General features: G+C 35.7%; 15 protein-coding genes and 1 tRNA gene. 13 read left to right on the top strand and 3 right to left on the bottom strand.

Annotated features, from left to right (window positions below):
* Positions 1 to 318 precede the first annotated feature (318 nt).
* The 11 genes from GKE48_RS14025 (at position 319) to GKE48_RS13975 (ending at position 11399) form a co-directional block, all read left to right on the top strand.
* On the top strand, positions 319 to 894 hold the full coding sequence (locus tag GKE48_RS14025) for a DUF3267 domain-containing protein (protein WP_154301358.1): 576 nt from the start codon (positions 319 to 321) through the stop codon (positions 892 to 894).
* A gap of 179 nt (positions 895 to 1073) precedes the next feature.
* The gene (locus GKE48_RS14020; RefSeq protein ID WP_154301357.1) at positions 1074 to 1307 is read left to right on the top strand and encodes a GIY-YIG nuclease family protein; all 234 of its coding nucleotides are present in this window, start codon (positions 1074 to 1076) and stop codon (positions 1305 to 1307) included.
* 65 nt (positions 1308 to 1372) lie between these two features.
* Positions 1373 to 1549 (top strand): ASCH domain-containing protein, encoded by a 177-nt coding sequence (locus GKE48_RS14015; RefSeq protein WP_154301356.1) that lies wholly within the window; start codon positions 1373 to 1375, stop codon positions 1547 to 1549.
* A 272-nt stretch (positions 1550 to 1821) separates the two neighbouring features.
* Positions 1822 to 2442: a nuclease-related domain-containing protein gene (locus GKE48_RS14010; RefSeq protein ID WP_021866286.1), complete on the top strand. Its 621-nt coding sequence runs from the start codon at positions 1822 to 1824 to the stop codon at positions 2440 to 2442.
* Positions 2443 to 3637: 1195 nt separating this feature from the next.
* On the top strand, positions 3638 to 4309 hold the full coding sequence (locus GKE48_RS14005) for a class I SAM-dependent methyltransferase (RefSeq protein ID WP_118148916.1): 672 nt from the start codon (positions 3638 to 3640) through the stop codon (positions 4307 to 4309).
* A 100-nt stretch (positions 4310 to 4409) separates the two neighbouring features.
* A complete protein-coding gene (locus GKE48_RS14000) occupies positions 4410 to 6680 on the top strand; it encodes an EAL domain-containing protein (protein WP_154301355.1) in 2271 nt (756 codons plus the stop codon).
* A 12-nt stretch (positions 6681 to 6692) separates the two neighbouring features.
* The gene (locus GKE48_RS13995; RefSeq protein ID WP_022097453.1) at positions 6693 to 7517 is read left to right on the top strand and encodes an Mrp/NBP35 family ATP-binding protein; all 825 of its coding nucleotides are present in this window, start codon (positions 6693 to 6695) and stop codon (positions 7515 to 7517) included.
* A gap of 12 nt (positions 7518 to 7529) precedes the next feature.
* On the top strand, positions 7530 to 8765 hold the full coding sequence (locus GKE48_RS13990) for a glycosyltransferase family protein (protein ID WP_055288178.1): 1236 nt from the start codon (positions 7530 to 7532) through the stop codon (positions 8763 to 8765).
* Positions 8766 to 8906: 141 nt separating this feature from the next.
* Positions 8907 to 10298, top strand: coding sequence for an MATE family efflux transporter (locus tag GKE48_RS13985; RefSeq protein ID WP_055288177.1), 1392 nt, complete (start codon positions 8907 to 8909; stop codon positions 10296 to 10298).
* A 42-nt stretch (positions 10299 to 10340) separates the two neighbouring features.
* Positions 10341 to 10422: transfer RNA gene (locus GKE48_RS13980), tRNA-Leu, on the top strand.
* A gap of 107 nt (positions 10423 to 10529) precedes the next feature.
* Positions 10530 to 11399 carry an aldose 1-epimerase family protein gene (locus GKE48_RS13975; protein WP_173016954.1) on the top strand — a complete coding sequence of 290 codons (870 nt, stop codon included), beginning with the start codon at positions 10530 to 10532 and terminating at the stop codon, positions 11397 to 11399.
* A gap of 72 nt (positions 11400 to 11471) precedes the next feature.
* Here GKE48_RS13975 and GKE48_RS13970 read toward each other — a convergent pair whose 3' ends face one another.
* The gene (locus tag GKE48_RS13970) at positions 11472 to 12851 is read right to left on the bottom strand and encodes an aldehyde dehydrogenase (RefSeq protein WP_154301353.1); all 1380 of its coding nucleotides are present in this window, start codon (positions 12849 to 12851) and stop codon (positions 11472 to 11474) included.
* 1 nt (position 12852) lies between these two features.
* A complete protein-coding gene (locus GKE48_RS13965) occupies positions 12853 to 14076 on the bottom strand; it encodes an iron-containing alcohol dehydrogenase (RefSeq protein WP_055288174.1) in 1224 nt (407 codons plus the stop codon).
* A gap of 234 nt (positions 14077 to 14310) precedes the next feature.
* Between GKE48_RS13965 and GKE48_RS13960 the strand changes: the two genes are divergently transcribed.
* Both GKE48_RS13960 and GKE48_RS13955 read left to right on the top strand, forming a co-directional pair.
* Positions 14311 to 14622 (top strand): DUF4258 domain-containing protein, encoded by a 312-nt coding sequence (locus GKE48_RS13960; protein WP_055288173.1) that lies wholly within the window; start codon positions 14311 to 14313, stop codon positions 14620 to 14622.
* Between the two features lies 1 nt (position 14623).
* Positions 14624 to 14854 (top strand): YgiT-type zinc finger protein, encoded by a 231-nt coding sequence (locus GKE48_RS13955; RefSeq protein WP_022098729.1) that lies wholly within the window; start codon positions 14624 to 14626, stop codon positions 14852 to 14854.
* 38 nt (positions 14855 to 14892) lie between these two features.
* Here the strand turns inward: GKE48_RS13955 and GKE48_RS13950 are convergent, their stop codons facing one another.
* Positions 14893 to 15840: a polysaccharide deacetylase family protein gene (locus tag GKE48_RS13950; protein ID WP_243138518.1), complete on the bottom strand. Its 948-nt coding sequence runs from the start codon at positions 15838 to 15840 to the stop codon at positions 14893 to 14895.
* Position 15841 lies beyond the last annotated feature (1 nt).

The following is a 15841-nucleotide window of genomic DNA, read 5'->3' as shown; positions in this document are numbered from 1 at the left end:
GCTCATTGCAAAGGGAATGGTTGAAAAACCATTCCCTTTTTTCTTTTCGTGCCTACTGACTAGGAGGGGAACGGTCGTCTTGTGAAGAAATTCATTCTTTATTATTTCCATGCATTAATTATTGTAATTTTGAAAACCCGTATAAACACTGGGAATGTTTGTAGGCAAGTTGGGCACTTTTGTGGCACTTGGTGTCTGGGGGAGTGGAATGATTGAGAATAGGAGATTTAACTTGGTTGAGTTTTATGTTAAAATGGGGAAAATGAATCGCAGTTTGTAAGGAACAGAAACTTTGGAGTTTACGGAGGAAAGAATAATATGATTTTTCATTATGCAGGCAAATATAATGGAGACGAAAATAGTCTTCCATACAAAGAGCATAATCCTAATGCAATTCCATTTAAAGAACCAAAGGATATGAAGAAATATTCGCTTATTGCAAATTTAGGATGCGTTTTGATAATGATTGTATTAGTAATTCCATTCTTGCTTATGGGCATAAAATATATTCCTAATAGCAAAATACAGATGGTGGCAGGAGGAATTTGTGGTGGATTGTCTATGTTTCCGCATGAATTATTGCATGCAGTATGCTTTAAAAAAGATGTATATATGTATAACGACCTAATACATGGTTTGATGTTTGTAGTAGGAACAGAAGATATGAGTAAGGCACGATTTATTTTCATGTGCTTGTGTCCAAATCTTATTCTAGGCATAATTCCCTATATTTTATTCTTGATATTTCCACAATTTGTTGGGGTAGGCTTATTTGGAATTATTTGCATTGGAACGGGGTTTGGAGATTACTTAAATATTTACAATTCAATAAGGCAGATGCCAAAAAATTCCAAAACATATTTATGTGGAATGCATTCTTATTGGTATATGTAGGAATATGCAGCTTCCAGCTTATAGAACATATTATACATAAATATAACATTTTAGAAAGTTAAATTAACAACAGATAAACATATTAGTATAAAAATATAATAAGGTTACAATGCGAGGTTTAGGTACTATTATCAATGTACTTTGGGCACTTTTCAGGCACTTATTTATAAACTAATAATTTGATAAAAACGATTAGAACAGGTAAAGTTTTTCCATTTTCATCTAGAAAGGTTTTTAGAGTTTATGATGCATCATATTCTGAAAAATTGGTTCATAAAGAATTAGCACAGTATCGAATAAGGAATGATAGAGAATTTTTTATATTATCATATTCAAAAGCCTGTGAAATGATAGAGAAAATTTTAATAGACAATAATATGATGTATTATAAGTATGACAATAAAGAGAAGTAGGAATTTGAGTATTAGTTTATACCATTATATTTACAGATACAAGTAATAAAGAGAAAATAGACTGCATGGTAATCAACATGTATCGGTATCTATCTTTTGAAGAATTGTATCAGCATCACAGTAAAGTATCCATTGGATATAACAAAGATGAGATTGCAAATCCGAAAGAAATGCTCATGTATTATTCTAAAGAAATGATAGAGAAATATGGTGTTGTTGCCATTGAAATAAAAGTTTTATAGCTTCCTGTTTATAGATTACATCTTACAGAATATCCGTAAATCCACCAACATACAACTATATATAATAATTTTGATACAAAGAAACATAGCAAGTACTCGAGTAATAAAACTTAAATACCTGCTCTTATTTTATTTATAGGAGGTTGTCAATGTTATTGGTAATGGATGAGGATTACTTTACCGGGGTTCGAACCCAGTGGGTTTATTTATTCTTTATTAATTTTTAAAATAGGTTTATGATAGAATCAATTTAAATACAGAGGTGATATGAATTGATTATAACAGTCATAGCGATATTGATAGCTGTACTTATTATTATCGTTGTAACTAATATTGGTAATAATAGTAGCGGTAATAATAAAAAGCCACATACTTATGAACCGTGGGTGATTGAAGCACCTGAAAAGCGGGCTGGTCGTCGGGGAGAACATATAGCGACAGAAATCATTAAGGGAGTACTTCGTGAAGGAGATTATTTATTCACCAATATTTCTGTATCATACGATGGAAAGCGCACAGAACTTGATAATGTTGTTGTAAATAAATATGGTGTGTTTATTTTTGAAGTTAAGAATTACAAGGGTCAACTTTATGGCAATGAGGATGATTATAATTGGGAAAAATATAAAGATGACGGATATGGAAATACATTTGTGAAAGAAGTCAAAAATCCTGTTAAGCAGGTAAAAAGGCAGATTTATATCCTTGCGAAATATCTGGAAGGCTATAATGTGTGGGTTGAAGGATATGTTATTTTAATCAGAAGTAACAGTCCAGTTCAAAGTACATATATTTTGCAGAGTGTCGAAGATATCGACAGGGCAATTCATACATTTAAACGAAATCATCTGAGTAGGGACACGGTTGAATCAATTAAGAAGATGCTTGTATAATCATTGATATTGATTTACGGATATTGTATCAAAGACAGATAATCAGTCTCAGGAAGATGTCAGCAACACTCCTGAGACTATTTTTGTACTGACTAATTTCAAAAAGTATTTTGGAAAATGATTAAAGAGACTAATAAAGAGAACTTGGAGAAGGCAGATGTAATCCCTGACAATCTGTATTACTATAACGCCGTAAATGACGCTGTAAGCATTGTGAAATAGGAGGCTGGCATGAAATATGCATTTAGGAGTGAAAAAGAACTTCAGGAGGTTATATTTTGGTCGCTTGTCAGATTAAAAAAACATCACTATTACCAACATCAATATTAACATTATTAATATCGGAGGTAACATGATGGATGTCCAAAAGAAAAGACCGCCGCCTTGTCTATGATATCTTGCTTCATTGTAAACAATATCTAGCACCATCCATACAATGTTGTACAATGAAAATCCTAATATAAAACTGCGTTCTACAATAAACTTACTTGTTAAAGCAAAATACACTGAAAAAACAGTATATGTAATGCATAAACCAAATGCACTATTGATTAATATTGCCACAAACTTTGAATACATTTTTTACTCCTTCCATTCTCTTTACACATATATCGTTGGAAATTATTATAGCATGGATTTGGACAAATATCATTCAACTGTTGTGATATTGCCTTAATAAACATTATTATGATTTTGGGCACTTTTATGTCACTTGGTATCAGTGGGAGTAGAATGATTGTAAATGGAAGTTCTAACTTGGTTGAGTTTTATGTTAAAATGGGTAAAATGAATTGTAATTTATAGAGAAAAGCACATGTTAAAGAATCTTTGCGTAACTATATATGCAATGTAATGTGATGATTGCTTTATTTTGAACATTATTTTTCGGATAATATTATTGAAAGGAGGTCGTAATATTATGAATATAGGAAATCAAATATTGAACATTCGGAAAGAAAATCAATTAACACAAGAGGAGTTTGGCAATTTGCTATTTCTCTTGACACATTACTAAAGGAGGATTCGAAAATGATACAATCTATGGATAAAGAAAGAGCAATGGGCATAATAAAACACGAAAAATCAAAGAGTGACAAAAAGGTAGTTCAATATATTAAAGGACATGATTAAATGAATTTAATAAGGGCGGTCCTATTGTGCAGCATGTGTGAGAATAAAAGGAGATGGCAGTATTATGAACAAGGCATATGAGCGAGAAACAGAAATGTGGAATCAGGTATTTAAGGAATGTACCCCTGTGGATTTAAGAACTTTAGATTTACAAGTTGAAACAATGTTTGACGAAGCGTTAAAGCTGTTTGCACAAAAAACAACAAATGTATTAGATTTTGGCTGTGGTACAGGAGATATTTCTTTTCAATATTTGCAGTATCAGCCTACACATAAAGTTTTAGGAATTGATGCTTCAAAAACGGGCATAGAATTTGCAACTGAAACAGCAAGATTAAGTGATTATAAAACGGCAACTTTTCTTGAAGGTACAGACCATACGGTAAAGCAATTAGAAGAAAATTCATTTGATGGAGTGATATTATCAAATGTGTTGGATGTAATGCCAAAAGATGTGTCAAAGGAGGTAGTTGAAGATTTAGAACGGGTATTGAAGCCTGGTGGATATTGGTTTATTAAAATGAATCCGTATTATTCAAAAGAAGAACTGGAAAGTTTCGGATATGAGAATATGGGAAATAACATTTATGAAGAGAATCATATTATGAGACTAAGACAGGCTACAACAAATTACTGGAAAGAAAGATTTGCACGTTTTGGAAAGGAAATTATTTATCTGGAATTTGAGTATCCGTGGCAGGAGGGAATGAATCGTCTGTTTGTTTACCAGAGTTAAAAGAATCTGGCTGTGCCACATTTGCAATAATAAGAAGTTTGCGCTATAATACTACTTATACAAATCGTGAAATTTAGTATTGATTTAGGAGATATCGCTTATGAGAGTATTTTATGGGCTTATAATTACGGCGGTAATTTTAATGATTGGGGCGTGTGCTTTAAAGGCATATAAAAAAGAGGGTGCACTGGCAAGAGTTGTGTTTTTATATGAGCTTGGTGCATTTATATGTGGGATAATATTTTTAGTATATACATATGTTCCAGGGACTACCATTACAGTGTTGTGCAAGGGACTTATTATGGCGAGCTTTGACTGGCTGCTGGTACTTCTTATGTATTATACCCAGTATTATACAGGCATGTTTAAGGGTGTTATGGGTGTAAAAGTTTTTATGATTGCCTATTCGCTGTTTGAGACCGTTGCATTTTTGATTAATGCATGGACGAGATGGATATTTGATATAACAGATATATCGGGTGACCAGATAATTGTTCAGTTTGCAAAAGGTAATGTTCTGGGCAGGTTACATTATGTATTTGCTTATGGCATTATGTTGCTGCTTATTTTAAGTTATTTAGTAATGGTTAAGAGAATGTCAAGATTCTACAGATTCAGATATTTTGCTATTCTCATATTATTATTTGCAGCATTTTTACTTGATATAATGACTACATGGTCTGATTCAATATATGACATGTCAATGGTTGCATTTGGCATCATGTCTGTACTTATATATTATCTGACATACAGTTATGTTCCTAATGAGCTTATTGAGAATACATTTTCACTTATAATCAGGGATATGAATAGTGGAATTATATGCTTTGATAACGCTGGAAGATGTATATACTGTAATGGTATTGTTAAAGAAATGTATTCTATTACTGATAATATTAATGAAGTAGAGCATAATTATGCAAGCTGGCTTCAGACTCAGACAGAGCATGATAATAAGAAATTCAGGCAGACAATCAGCGAGGGGAAAGAGAGAAGAAGCTTTGATATTTCATATAATCGTGTATATGATGATAAGCATAATTTTATATGTGATTATTTCATATTTAATGATCGTACTGAAGCTGTTGAGCTTTTAGAATATGAAAAGTTCAGAGCTACACATGATAATCTCACGGGACTTCTTAATAAGGAGCAGTTCTATGAGGAAACTGCCAATGTAGTGCGAAACGACAGGAATCACAAATATTGTCTGGTGTGCAGTAATATTAAAGATTTTAAGCTTGTTAATGAGCTTTTTGGAATCGAAAAAGGTGATGAGATTATTAAAATGCAGGCGGGGCTTATCAAGGCTTCATCTGAAAGTGGCTATATATGTGGAAGAATCCAGAATGACAGATTTGCTGTGTGTATGCCGAAGGACAGTTTTAAGAATGAAATAATGCAGAATAGTATTGTAAGCATGCAGGACAGATTCAACAATGCATCATTTAAGATAAGGGTTGTAGTTGGTGTTTATGATATTGAAGATGTTGATGAGCCTGTAAGTAATATGTGTGATAAAGCATTTATTGCGAGCGAGACTATTAAGAATAATTATGAAGCTAATATTGCATACTATGATGATAAGCTGTTAAAGAGAACTCTTGAAGAAAGAAGAGTTATTGGAGAATTTGAGGGTGCACTTGAAAGAAAAGAATTTAAAATGTTTCTTCAGCCACAGGTTAATACTCATGGTAAGGTTTATGGAGCAGAGGCGCTTGTGCGCTGGCAGCATCCAGATAGAGGGTTACTGTCGCCATTCTTCTTCATTGATATTCTGGAGACGACAGGTCTTATATATAAGCTTGATATGTATATGTGGGAATGTGCAGCAGCTAAATTAAGTGAATGGAAGAAGAAGGGTGATACGGTTCATTATATTTCTGTAAATATATCTACTAAGGATTTTTATCTTATAGATGTATATGAGGTTATTACATCGATTGTTAAGAAATATGATATTGAACCTAAGATGTTAAAGTTAGAGATTACCGAGACAGCACTTATGTCTGATCTTAAGAAGAATATGGAGGTAATTAAGAACCTCAGGGGTTATGGATTTAAGATAGAGATTGATGATTTTGGAAGTGGATATTCTTCGCTGAATATGTTAAAAGATATAAGTGCAGATGTTCTTAAGATTGATATGGCATTCCTTCGTGCTACAGAGAATGAGGTTAAGGGACAGGATATTCTGGAGACTATTATTTCTCTTGGTGGAAAGCTTGGAATGGAGGTAATTACTGAAGGAGTAGAGACAGACAAACAGCTTCTTATGCTGACAGAGATGGGATGTCATATATTCCAGGGATATTATTTCTCAAAGCCTATACCAGTCGAAGAATTTGAACAAAAATATATGAATGAATAATGGGAGGAAGTTATGAGCGAGAATTGTTCAGGAAGCTGCTCAAGCTGCAGTTCAGACTGCGAATCAAGAAAAGGACCACAGATATTAAGAAATGCCAATAATGGCAAAGTTAAGAAGGTTATAGCTGTTGTCAGTGGCAAGGGAGGCGTTGGTAAATCACTTGTCACATCAATGCTGGCAGTCAAAGCCAATAAGGAAGGAAAGAAAGCGGCAATACTTGATGCAGATATTACAGGACCATCTATTCCTAAGTCTTTTGGACTTACTGAAAGGGTAACATGTAATGAAGATGGAACTGTAATGTATCCTGAGACTTCAAAGAATGGTATTAAGGTTATGTCACTTAATCTTCTTATGGAAAAGGAGACTGATCCGGTTATATGGAGAGGACCTGTTATTGCGGGTGTTGTTAAGCAGTTCTGGGAAGATGTTGACTGGGATGAGACAGACTGTATGTTTGTTGACTGTCCTCCGGGAACAGGAGATGTACCTCTTACTGTTTTCCAGTCTATGCCGATAGACGGAATTATTATTGTAACTTCACCACAGGATCTTGTTTCAATGATTGTGGAGAAGGCAATTAATATGGCTAAGCTTATGAATATTCCGGTTCTTGGAATTGTCGAGAATATGTCTTATTTCAAATGTCCAGATTGCGGTAATATTCATTATATATACGGAAAGAGTAAGATTGATGAAGTGGCAGCAGCTAACGATATCAAGACTGTTGCAAAGCTTCCAATGGACGCAAAGGTAGCTGGGCTTGTCGATTCAGGAAAGGCTGAGGAACTTGATGTGTCTGCATTAGATGGAATATTTGATGCAATTATGGCTTAACAGAGAAGAATAATGAAAAGATTGATTTTATTTAAAGGCGGAGTAGAAACATTAGAATTCTTTACAGAGCAGATGGCTGCTGTATGGGAGAAGATGGGCTGCTCCGTTTTCTGGTATAATTTAATGTTACAGCAGGCCAGTTCTTCTGCACTGGTGGAATTTTTCAAGGCTCACAGCTCAGACGAGTGGTATATGTTTACATTTAACTTTGAAGGAATAGCAGGAGAAGCCGGTCTGTATCGTGATGATGGCTGGAATTTCTGGGACTGGGCAGGTGTTAAGGTTGTAAATGTGGTTGTAGACCACCCGCTTTATTACAACAAATATATCCGAAAGCACCCTGAAAAGTATATTCAGCTTGATATTGATGAAATGCATGTTGCATACATGAACAGGTTTTTCCCGGAAGTACATACTGAATATATGCTTACAGCCGGAACAGAGCTTAATTATAACAGATGTATAATGCCTGATAAGAATTACCTGTCAATGAAGGAAAGACCGATAGATATTATATTTACAGGTAATTACACTCCGAAAAGAATACTAAGGAAACATCTGGATAACATGGATGATGAGTATATAGATTTCTATGAGGGTGTGCTGTCATATCTGATAGACAATCCGTCAGAGACGATTGATGCGGCGGCGGAAAATGCGTTACGCAGGGAATTCCCTGATATTACAGACGAACAGCTTGTCGACTGCATGCCTAATATGATGTATGCAGACCTTGCTGTAAGATTCCACTACAGGGAGCTTGCAATAAGGGCACTGGCTGATTTAGGACTTAAGATTCATACTTATGGCGAAGGTTATAATTATATCGAATGTAACCACCATGAGAATATAATTGAGCATGGAGGTGTTGATTCCAAGGTGTGTCTTGATATGATTAGTCAGGCAAAGATTTCTCTTAATGTAATGCCATGGTTTAAGATGGGCGCACACGACAGAGTGTTTAATACTATGCTTAATGGAGGTGTTGCACTTACTGATACTTCGCTGTTTTATGAGAACACATTTGCAGATGGTGAAAATGTGTTGTTCTATTCACTTGAGGATTTAAGAGACTATGAAAAGTCGGGATATGATGAGTGTATTGCGGCACGAATCACGGATAAGGTTAAATGTGCATTAGCTGATACGAAACATTTGCAGGAAATCGCTGACAGCGGGTATGAATGCTGTAAGGGCAGGCATAGCTGGATTGAGAGGGCTGTAGTGATTGGGAAGTATTTTTGTTAAATGGAATTGAATAATACAAATAAACAATATATGGACACTTTTTCTGTACTTCATGCCATAAATCACTAGAATATATGACTCAATTACAGTATTATTATAATTAACAGATACGGATAGGTTATTTAATGATAGGAGTATATTATGGCAAATTCACAAAAAGGCAAGATTGATATGACCACAGGTCATATCATGAGAAATATCATACTGTTTGCGATACCGATTATTATTGGAAATGTTTTGCAGCAGTTATATACTACGGTTGATGCACTTGTAATAGGTAAATACTGTGGTGATACATCTTTAGCTGCGGTAGGAACGAGTTCGCAGCCTGTTGAAGTATTATTATGTGTCTTTTTAGGAATAGGAACAGGTGTGTCTATTCTTATTTCACAATATATCGGAGCCAGGGAATCGGGAAAGGTTGTTTCAGTATGTGGAACTTCAATAACATTTATATATATTATAGGTATTCCGATTGGAATTCTTGGATGGTTTGCAGCACCGTATATTCTGGAATTCATGAAAGTGCCGCAGGATGTGTGGGGTGCCGCATTAATCTATACAAGGGTTGTATTCTTAGGTACACTTGGTAATCTGGGGTATAATATGAATGCCGGAATTTTAAGAGGACTTGGAGACAGCAAGGCTTCACTATGGTTTCTGGTTGTATCATGTGTTTCTAATATAGTATTTGATTTATTGTTTGTTGCAGGTTTTGGAATGGATGTAGCTGGGGCAGCACTTTCTACAAGTATTGCCATGTTTATTTCATGGATTGTAAGTATTGTTTATATAAGAAAGAAGTTTCCAGAGATACAGTTTACATTTTTGCCGAGAAGATTCTCTGGAACAATGATGAAAGACATTCTGGCTATTGGCTTACCTGTTGGTCTTAACAATTCACTATATTCATTAGGACATGTTGCATTACAGACCTTTAATAACTCACAGGGGGCTATATTTATGGCAGGAGGTGCAGTAGCAGGAAGAATTACAGGATGCTCTAACATAGCAATTACCGGATTATCTTCGGCGGCCACTACATTTTCAGGACAGAATTATGGTGCTAAGAAATACTCAAGAATTAAAGAGGGACACTGGAGAGTTCCATTGTGTTCAGGTCTTATTACATTAAGTTTTGGATTGTTCTTTATAATGATACATAAACCTATAATCCGTTTCTTTTCATCAGATGAAATGGTATTGATGTATGCGAGCAGGCATGTTATTGTCATGCTGCTTTCCCAGTGGTTTTATGCTATTTTTAACTGTATAATATCTATTGTAAACGGAACCGGAAAGGTGCGTTATACTACAATTGTCAACATTCTTATGCTTTGGGCAGTCAGAATTCCGAGTGCCTATATTATTAACAGATACTTTGATGGAACATGGGTAATGTTGTGCTTCCCAATTTCTTTCAGCTTTGGAATGTTTGCAATGATAGGTTATTATCTGTTCTCGCCTGCATGGAAGGAAGTTATGAGACTGGCGGAAAATAAACAAAATGAAGGTGAACAGAATCTGGCGTAAGGTTGACGACATCGTAAGAATATGGTAATATAGCACATGTTCGCGGATATGGCGGAATTGGCAGACGCGCTAGATTTAGGTTCTAGTGTCAACAGACGTGCAGGTTCAACTCCTGTTATCCGCATATTTTTTTAAGGCTGATGCACTTCTTTGTGCGTCAGCTTTTTTTGATTTGGAAAATATCAGATTGTGGTGTACAATAAAGAAAACATGTCCGGAAAGGAGGCCAATATGGCAGAGTATGTATTAGAAAACAACATTTTAAAAGTTACGGTGGATTCTAAGGGATGTGAAATAAGAGATGTATTGTGTAAAACTGACAATACACACAGAATGTGGAACGCCAATCCCGAAGGATGGAAAAGAGTTGCACCTGTTCTTTTCCCGCTTATTGGCAAATATAAGGATAACCAAAGCATTTATAATGGAAAAGTATATGAAATGGGTCAGCACGGATTTGCAAGAGATATGGAGTTCACACTTGTTAAGCATAATGACGATACGCTGGTTATGAGACTTGAATCCGATGAAAATACTAAAGAGAAATATCCTTTTGATTTTGCATTGGAGCTGGAGTATCATCTTATTGACAATGAAATTAAAGAAGTGTACAGAGTAATCAATAAAGATAATGTAATGATGCATTTCAGCATAGGTGGTCATCCGGCTTTTGTAACACCAGAGAATGATGCAAGCATGGCTGGCTGTAAGATAAGATTTGATGCAGACAGAATTACATATCATCTGATAGGAGATTATCAATTAATGGCGAGGGATGAGTATGAGCTGCCATTAATTAATCATGAATATACAATACAAGAGGACAGCTTTGAAAAAGATGCATTTATAATTGAGGGAAGTCAGGCAGGAACGGTAAGTCTTGTTAAAAATGAAAAGCCTTTTGTTACAGTTAAGTTTGATACGCCAGTATTTGGTCTGTGGTCATGCAAATCAAAAAATGTTCCATTTGTATGTATAGAGCCGTGGTATGGAAGAACAGATGCCATAGATTTTACAGGGGAGCTTAAGGACAGGGAATACAGTAATCATCTTGATGCCGGAGAAGTTTTCGAGAAGTCATTTTCAATCTTATTTTATTAATAACATTATTAACATAAAAACAGCGCCGTATGCCATTGTATGCAATATAGCGCTGTTTTTTATGCAAAGTGATTACTTTAAAAACATATGTATTAAACTGTTATTTGTTTTTGTGTATGGCTGGTAGCGCATAGGCAGGTCAAGCCAGCATTTTTTATCTACAATGCTCTTATAGTGTGAAAATGTATCAAATCCGGCTTTTCCGTGATATGAGCCCATGCCGCTTTCACCGAATCCGCCAAAGCCCATCTTGGAAGTTGCAAGGTGAATGATTGTATCATTGATACAGCCACCACCGTAATTGCATCTTGAGGTTACATAACGAGCTTCTTTCTTATTCTTAGTGAATATATACAGAGCAAGCGGGTGCATGTGTGCATTAACAGTGTTTACTGCCTCCTCGACAGAGTGAAAGGCAAGTATAGGCATAAGCGGACCAAAAATTTCTTCCTGCATCACAGCATCGTCAAATGTAACATTATCCATTATCGTAGGTTCAATACGCAGAGAATCTGCATTTGATGCACCACCAAGAACGACTTTGCTATTATTGATAAGACCTGATATTCTGTTAAAATGCTTTTCATTAACAATTTTGCCGTAATCATTGTTGTTAAGTGGAGAATCTGTAAACTGGCGCTTTGTTTCGTTGATAAGTTCTTTCACAAGCTGGTCTTTGATACTGTCCTGAACATATATGTAATCAGGCGCAACACATGTCTGCCCGCAGTTTAAGAATTTGCCAAATACAATTCTTCTGGCAGCGAGCTTTAAGTCCGCAGATTCTGTTACTATACATGGGCTTTTTCCGCCAAGCTCAAGTGTTACCGGGGTTAAGTATTCAGCGGCTTTGCGCATAACTTCTTTGCCAACAGCCTGGCTTCCTGTAAAGAATATGTAATCAAAATGTTCATTAAGCAGACAGTTATTTTCAGCTCTTCCGCCAGTTACAACAGATACATAAGCAGGGTCAAATACTTCTTTTATTATAAGGCACATAACATCGCTGACATAAGGTGAGTATGCACTTGGTTTAAGAATCGCAGTGTTTCCTGCGGCAATTGCATCAACAAGGGGTTCCATTGTCAGAAGAAATGGATAATTCCAAGGACTCATAATAAGGACAACTCCGCGTGGTGACGGCTTCTTAAAGCTTCTGGAATGAAATTGCGCAAGGGGTGTTGGAACATTTTTCTCTCTGCTGAATTTCCTAATATGTTTTAGCATATAAGATATCTCGCTGAGAGTAAGCCCGACTTCACACATATAACTTTCAAACTGGCTTTTGCCAAGGTCTTTATAGAGAGCATCAAATATTTCATTCTCATGTTTCTTAATTGCCGAATATAGTTTCTTTAAGGCATCAATTCTTACATTTACATCAAGTGTTGTACCTGTAAGAAAGAAATGTCGCTGCGATTGTACAAGTTTATTGATTTGTGTAGCTTCCATATTATACCTCATTTTCATGTGTATTATCTTTCATAAGTTTATAGTAGAATTGTTCGAGTGTCTTAGCGTCCATAAGAACCGGAACAGGGTAGAGAGGGTTAGCCTCTTTGTCGGCATACCCTGCAAGCTTAGGAATATCCTCCTCTTTAATCTCAGGAATTGTATCGCCAATGTTAAATCTTGCTTTCATATCTTTTACTGCCTGTATAAATGCTTTGGCAGCAGTCTCATCTGGCATATCCTTATCTGCAACACCGGCGGCAATTGCAAGGTCATGCAGCTTCGTATATATGGATTCTCCATAGCTTTCAAGAACCATTGGGAGAATTACGGCATTTGCAAGTCCATGAGGAACATTATATTCGCCACCTAGAGAATGTGCAACTGCATGGATATATCCTACATATGATTTAGTGAATGCACATCCGGCATAATAAGCAGCTTTAAGCATATTCTTTCTTGCCGTTGTATCAGAACCGTTAGTGTATGCTCTGTCAAGATTGTTAAATATTAACTCAGTAGCCATAAGTGCATCTTTTCTTGTACCCGGAGTTGTTGAGTTTCCGATGTAGGCTTCAACGGCATGTGTAAGTGCATCCATTCCGGTAGTTGCGGTAATTGAAGCAGGAAGTGTAAGGGTTACCTTCGGGTCAAGGACTGCATATCTTGGAATAAGCGGAAAGTCGTTGATAGCATATTTGTGGCGGGTTGTGGCGTCTACAATTACGGCTGCAAGAGTAGTTTCACTTCCAGTTCCTGCTGTTGTAGGAATTGCAACCAGCAGAGGAAGCTTTGCATGGACCTTAAGGATTCCTCCAAGCTTAGACAGATGTGTCTTAGGTCTTGCAATTCTTACACCAACAGCTTTGGCACAGTCCATGCTTGAACCGCCACCAAAGCCGATTATGCAGTCACATTTGTTATCTTTATATATGGCAAGTGCCTCTTCCACGGTATCAGTTGTAGGGTTAGCTACAGTTTTATCGTAAACATGGTATTCAATGCCGGCATTGTCGAATACATCTGTAAGCATAGAAAGAATGCCAAGCTTTGCAATTCCAGGATCAGTAATAATTATAGGACATGATTTCTTCTTTTTGTTAAGTACAGATGGAATGTCAGATAATGCACTTACAATTTTAGGCTTCCTGTATGGAAGAAATGGCAGTGCAATCTTGAATACAGTCTGAAAACTTCTGCAGTATATTTTCTTGAAAATGTTCATTGTACACCTCTTTTGATTTTAAAATATTTTGACCACCAAATTATAATGCGATAGCGAGTTATTTACAAGTAAATATGTATAAATGATTTATATACAAAACTTAATAAATAATTAAAATAATTTACCACTTTACAATTCTTTTTATATTTGGTATATTATATTTAATATAAAAATAAAAAAGCAAGTTGTATAATTAAAATAAAACGATTATAATATGATAAAGAGAGGGTATATATGGATATAGAAAAAATAAGAGAAGTATGTACATTAAGGAAGATAAAGTGGTCAGTACATGTTGCAGCAAGAATGGCTGAGAGGGATATTAAGAGGAGTGATGTTATCAATTGTATAATGAATGGGGAGATTATTGAACATTATATTAATGATTATCCTTATCCTAGCTGTCTGATATTTGGGTATACATTAAGAAACAGAGTTATACATGTTGTATTAGGTTATGATGGAGAGAATGTGTATATAGTAACAGCATATTACCCTAATACGGATAAGTTTGAAGCAGATTTAAAGACAAGAAAGGAGCAATAGTATGTGTTTTTATTGTAAATGTAAAACAACAAAACCATCGGTTACAACACATGTTGTTACTTTTGATAATTGTGTAATTATAATTAAGAATGTTCCTTGTGAGGAATGTGAGGAATGTGGAGAAAAGTATTTTTCAGATGAAGTCATGTCCCGTTTGGAAAAGATTGTAGAAAAGGCAAGAGAGATTGCCAGTGAGGTATATGTCACTGATTATAATAATAAAGTTGCATAAGGTGCTAAGTTTTATATAAAGCACCTTATGCATAAGAATTAGTCAGGAATCTGCAGGCCGGTTCCATCCATATGAAAATTCTCAGTATTAATAAGCTGCGATACAGGCACAATTTCGTAGCCTTGGGACTGCAGCCCGGTTATTACAGATTCGAGAGCTTCGGCTGTATATTTAGCACCGTTATGCATAAGAATTATGGAACCGTTCTTAAGAGCTTTATGTGTTGTTACGGTCTTAATTATGTTGTCTGTTCCATAGTCCTTCCAGTCAAGGGAATCTACATCCCATTCTATAGGATAGAAGTTACAACCATAGACTGTATCAATAAGCGTTGAATTATAATCACCGTATGGCGGGCGGAACAGGAAGCTCGTATATCCGGTGATTTCTTTTATTTTATTGGCAACAGACATGATTTCATCTTTCTGCTCACCTACAGAAAGTTTACTCATTTCTTTATGGTTCTGGCTGTGATTGCCGAGGTCGTGTCCACGGTTATAGATTTCAAGAACCTTATCAGGGTAGCTGTCCACCCAGCCTCCGGTCATGAAAAATGTGGTTTTGATATTATATTTATCAAGAATGTCAAGAATCTTTATAGTATCTTCATCGCCCCATGCGGCGTCAAATGATATGGAAACATATTTTTTGGAGGTATCAAGATTAGTTTTTTTACTAAGGTCAACACAGTATATAGGAAGTTTACGGCTGCCTATGCTGCAATTGCCCATGATTGCTCCGCCGCCAATTCCATTTCCCTGATTGGATGAGTTGTATGGCGGTAATCTGTCGGTATTGGGAGTGTTGTCAGAAGTATGTTGGGTGTCTGATGATTCCGATGTTTCGTTATTGATTTTAGTTGTTTTTACAATTGAATCTGATGATGTTTTTTTATGTCTTGCGGTTATTATGCCACAGATTACTAAAATGATTATAACGCAGTATATGAATATAATGCGCATTTGTTTATTAGAAAAAAGAGACATA

Source organism: Lachnospira eligens, assembly GCF_009680455.1.
Lineage (GTDB): Bacteria > Bacillota > Clostridia > Lachnospirales > Lachnospiraceae > Lachnospira > Lachnospira eligens_A.
Note: the sequence above shows the minus strand (reverse complement) of the source record. Positions and strands in the feature narration are given on the sequence as shown.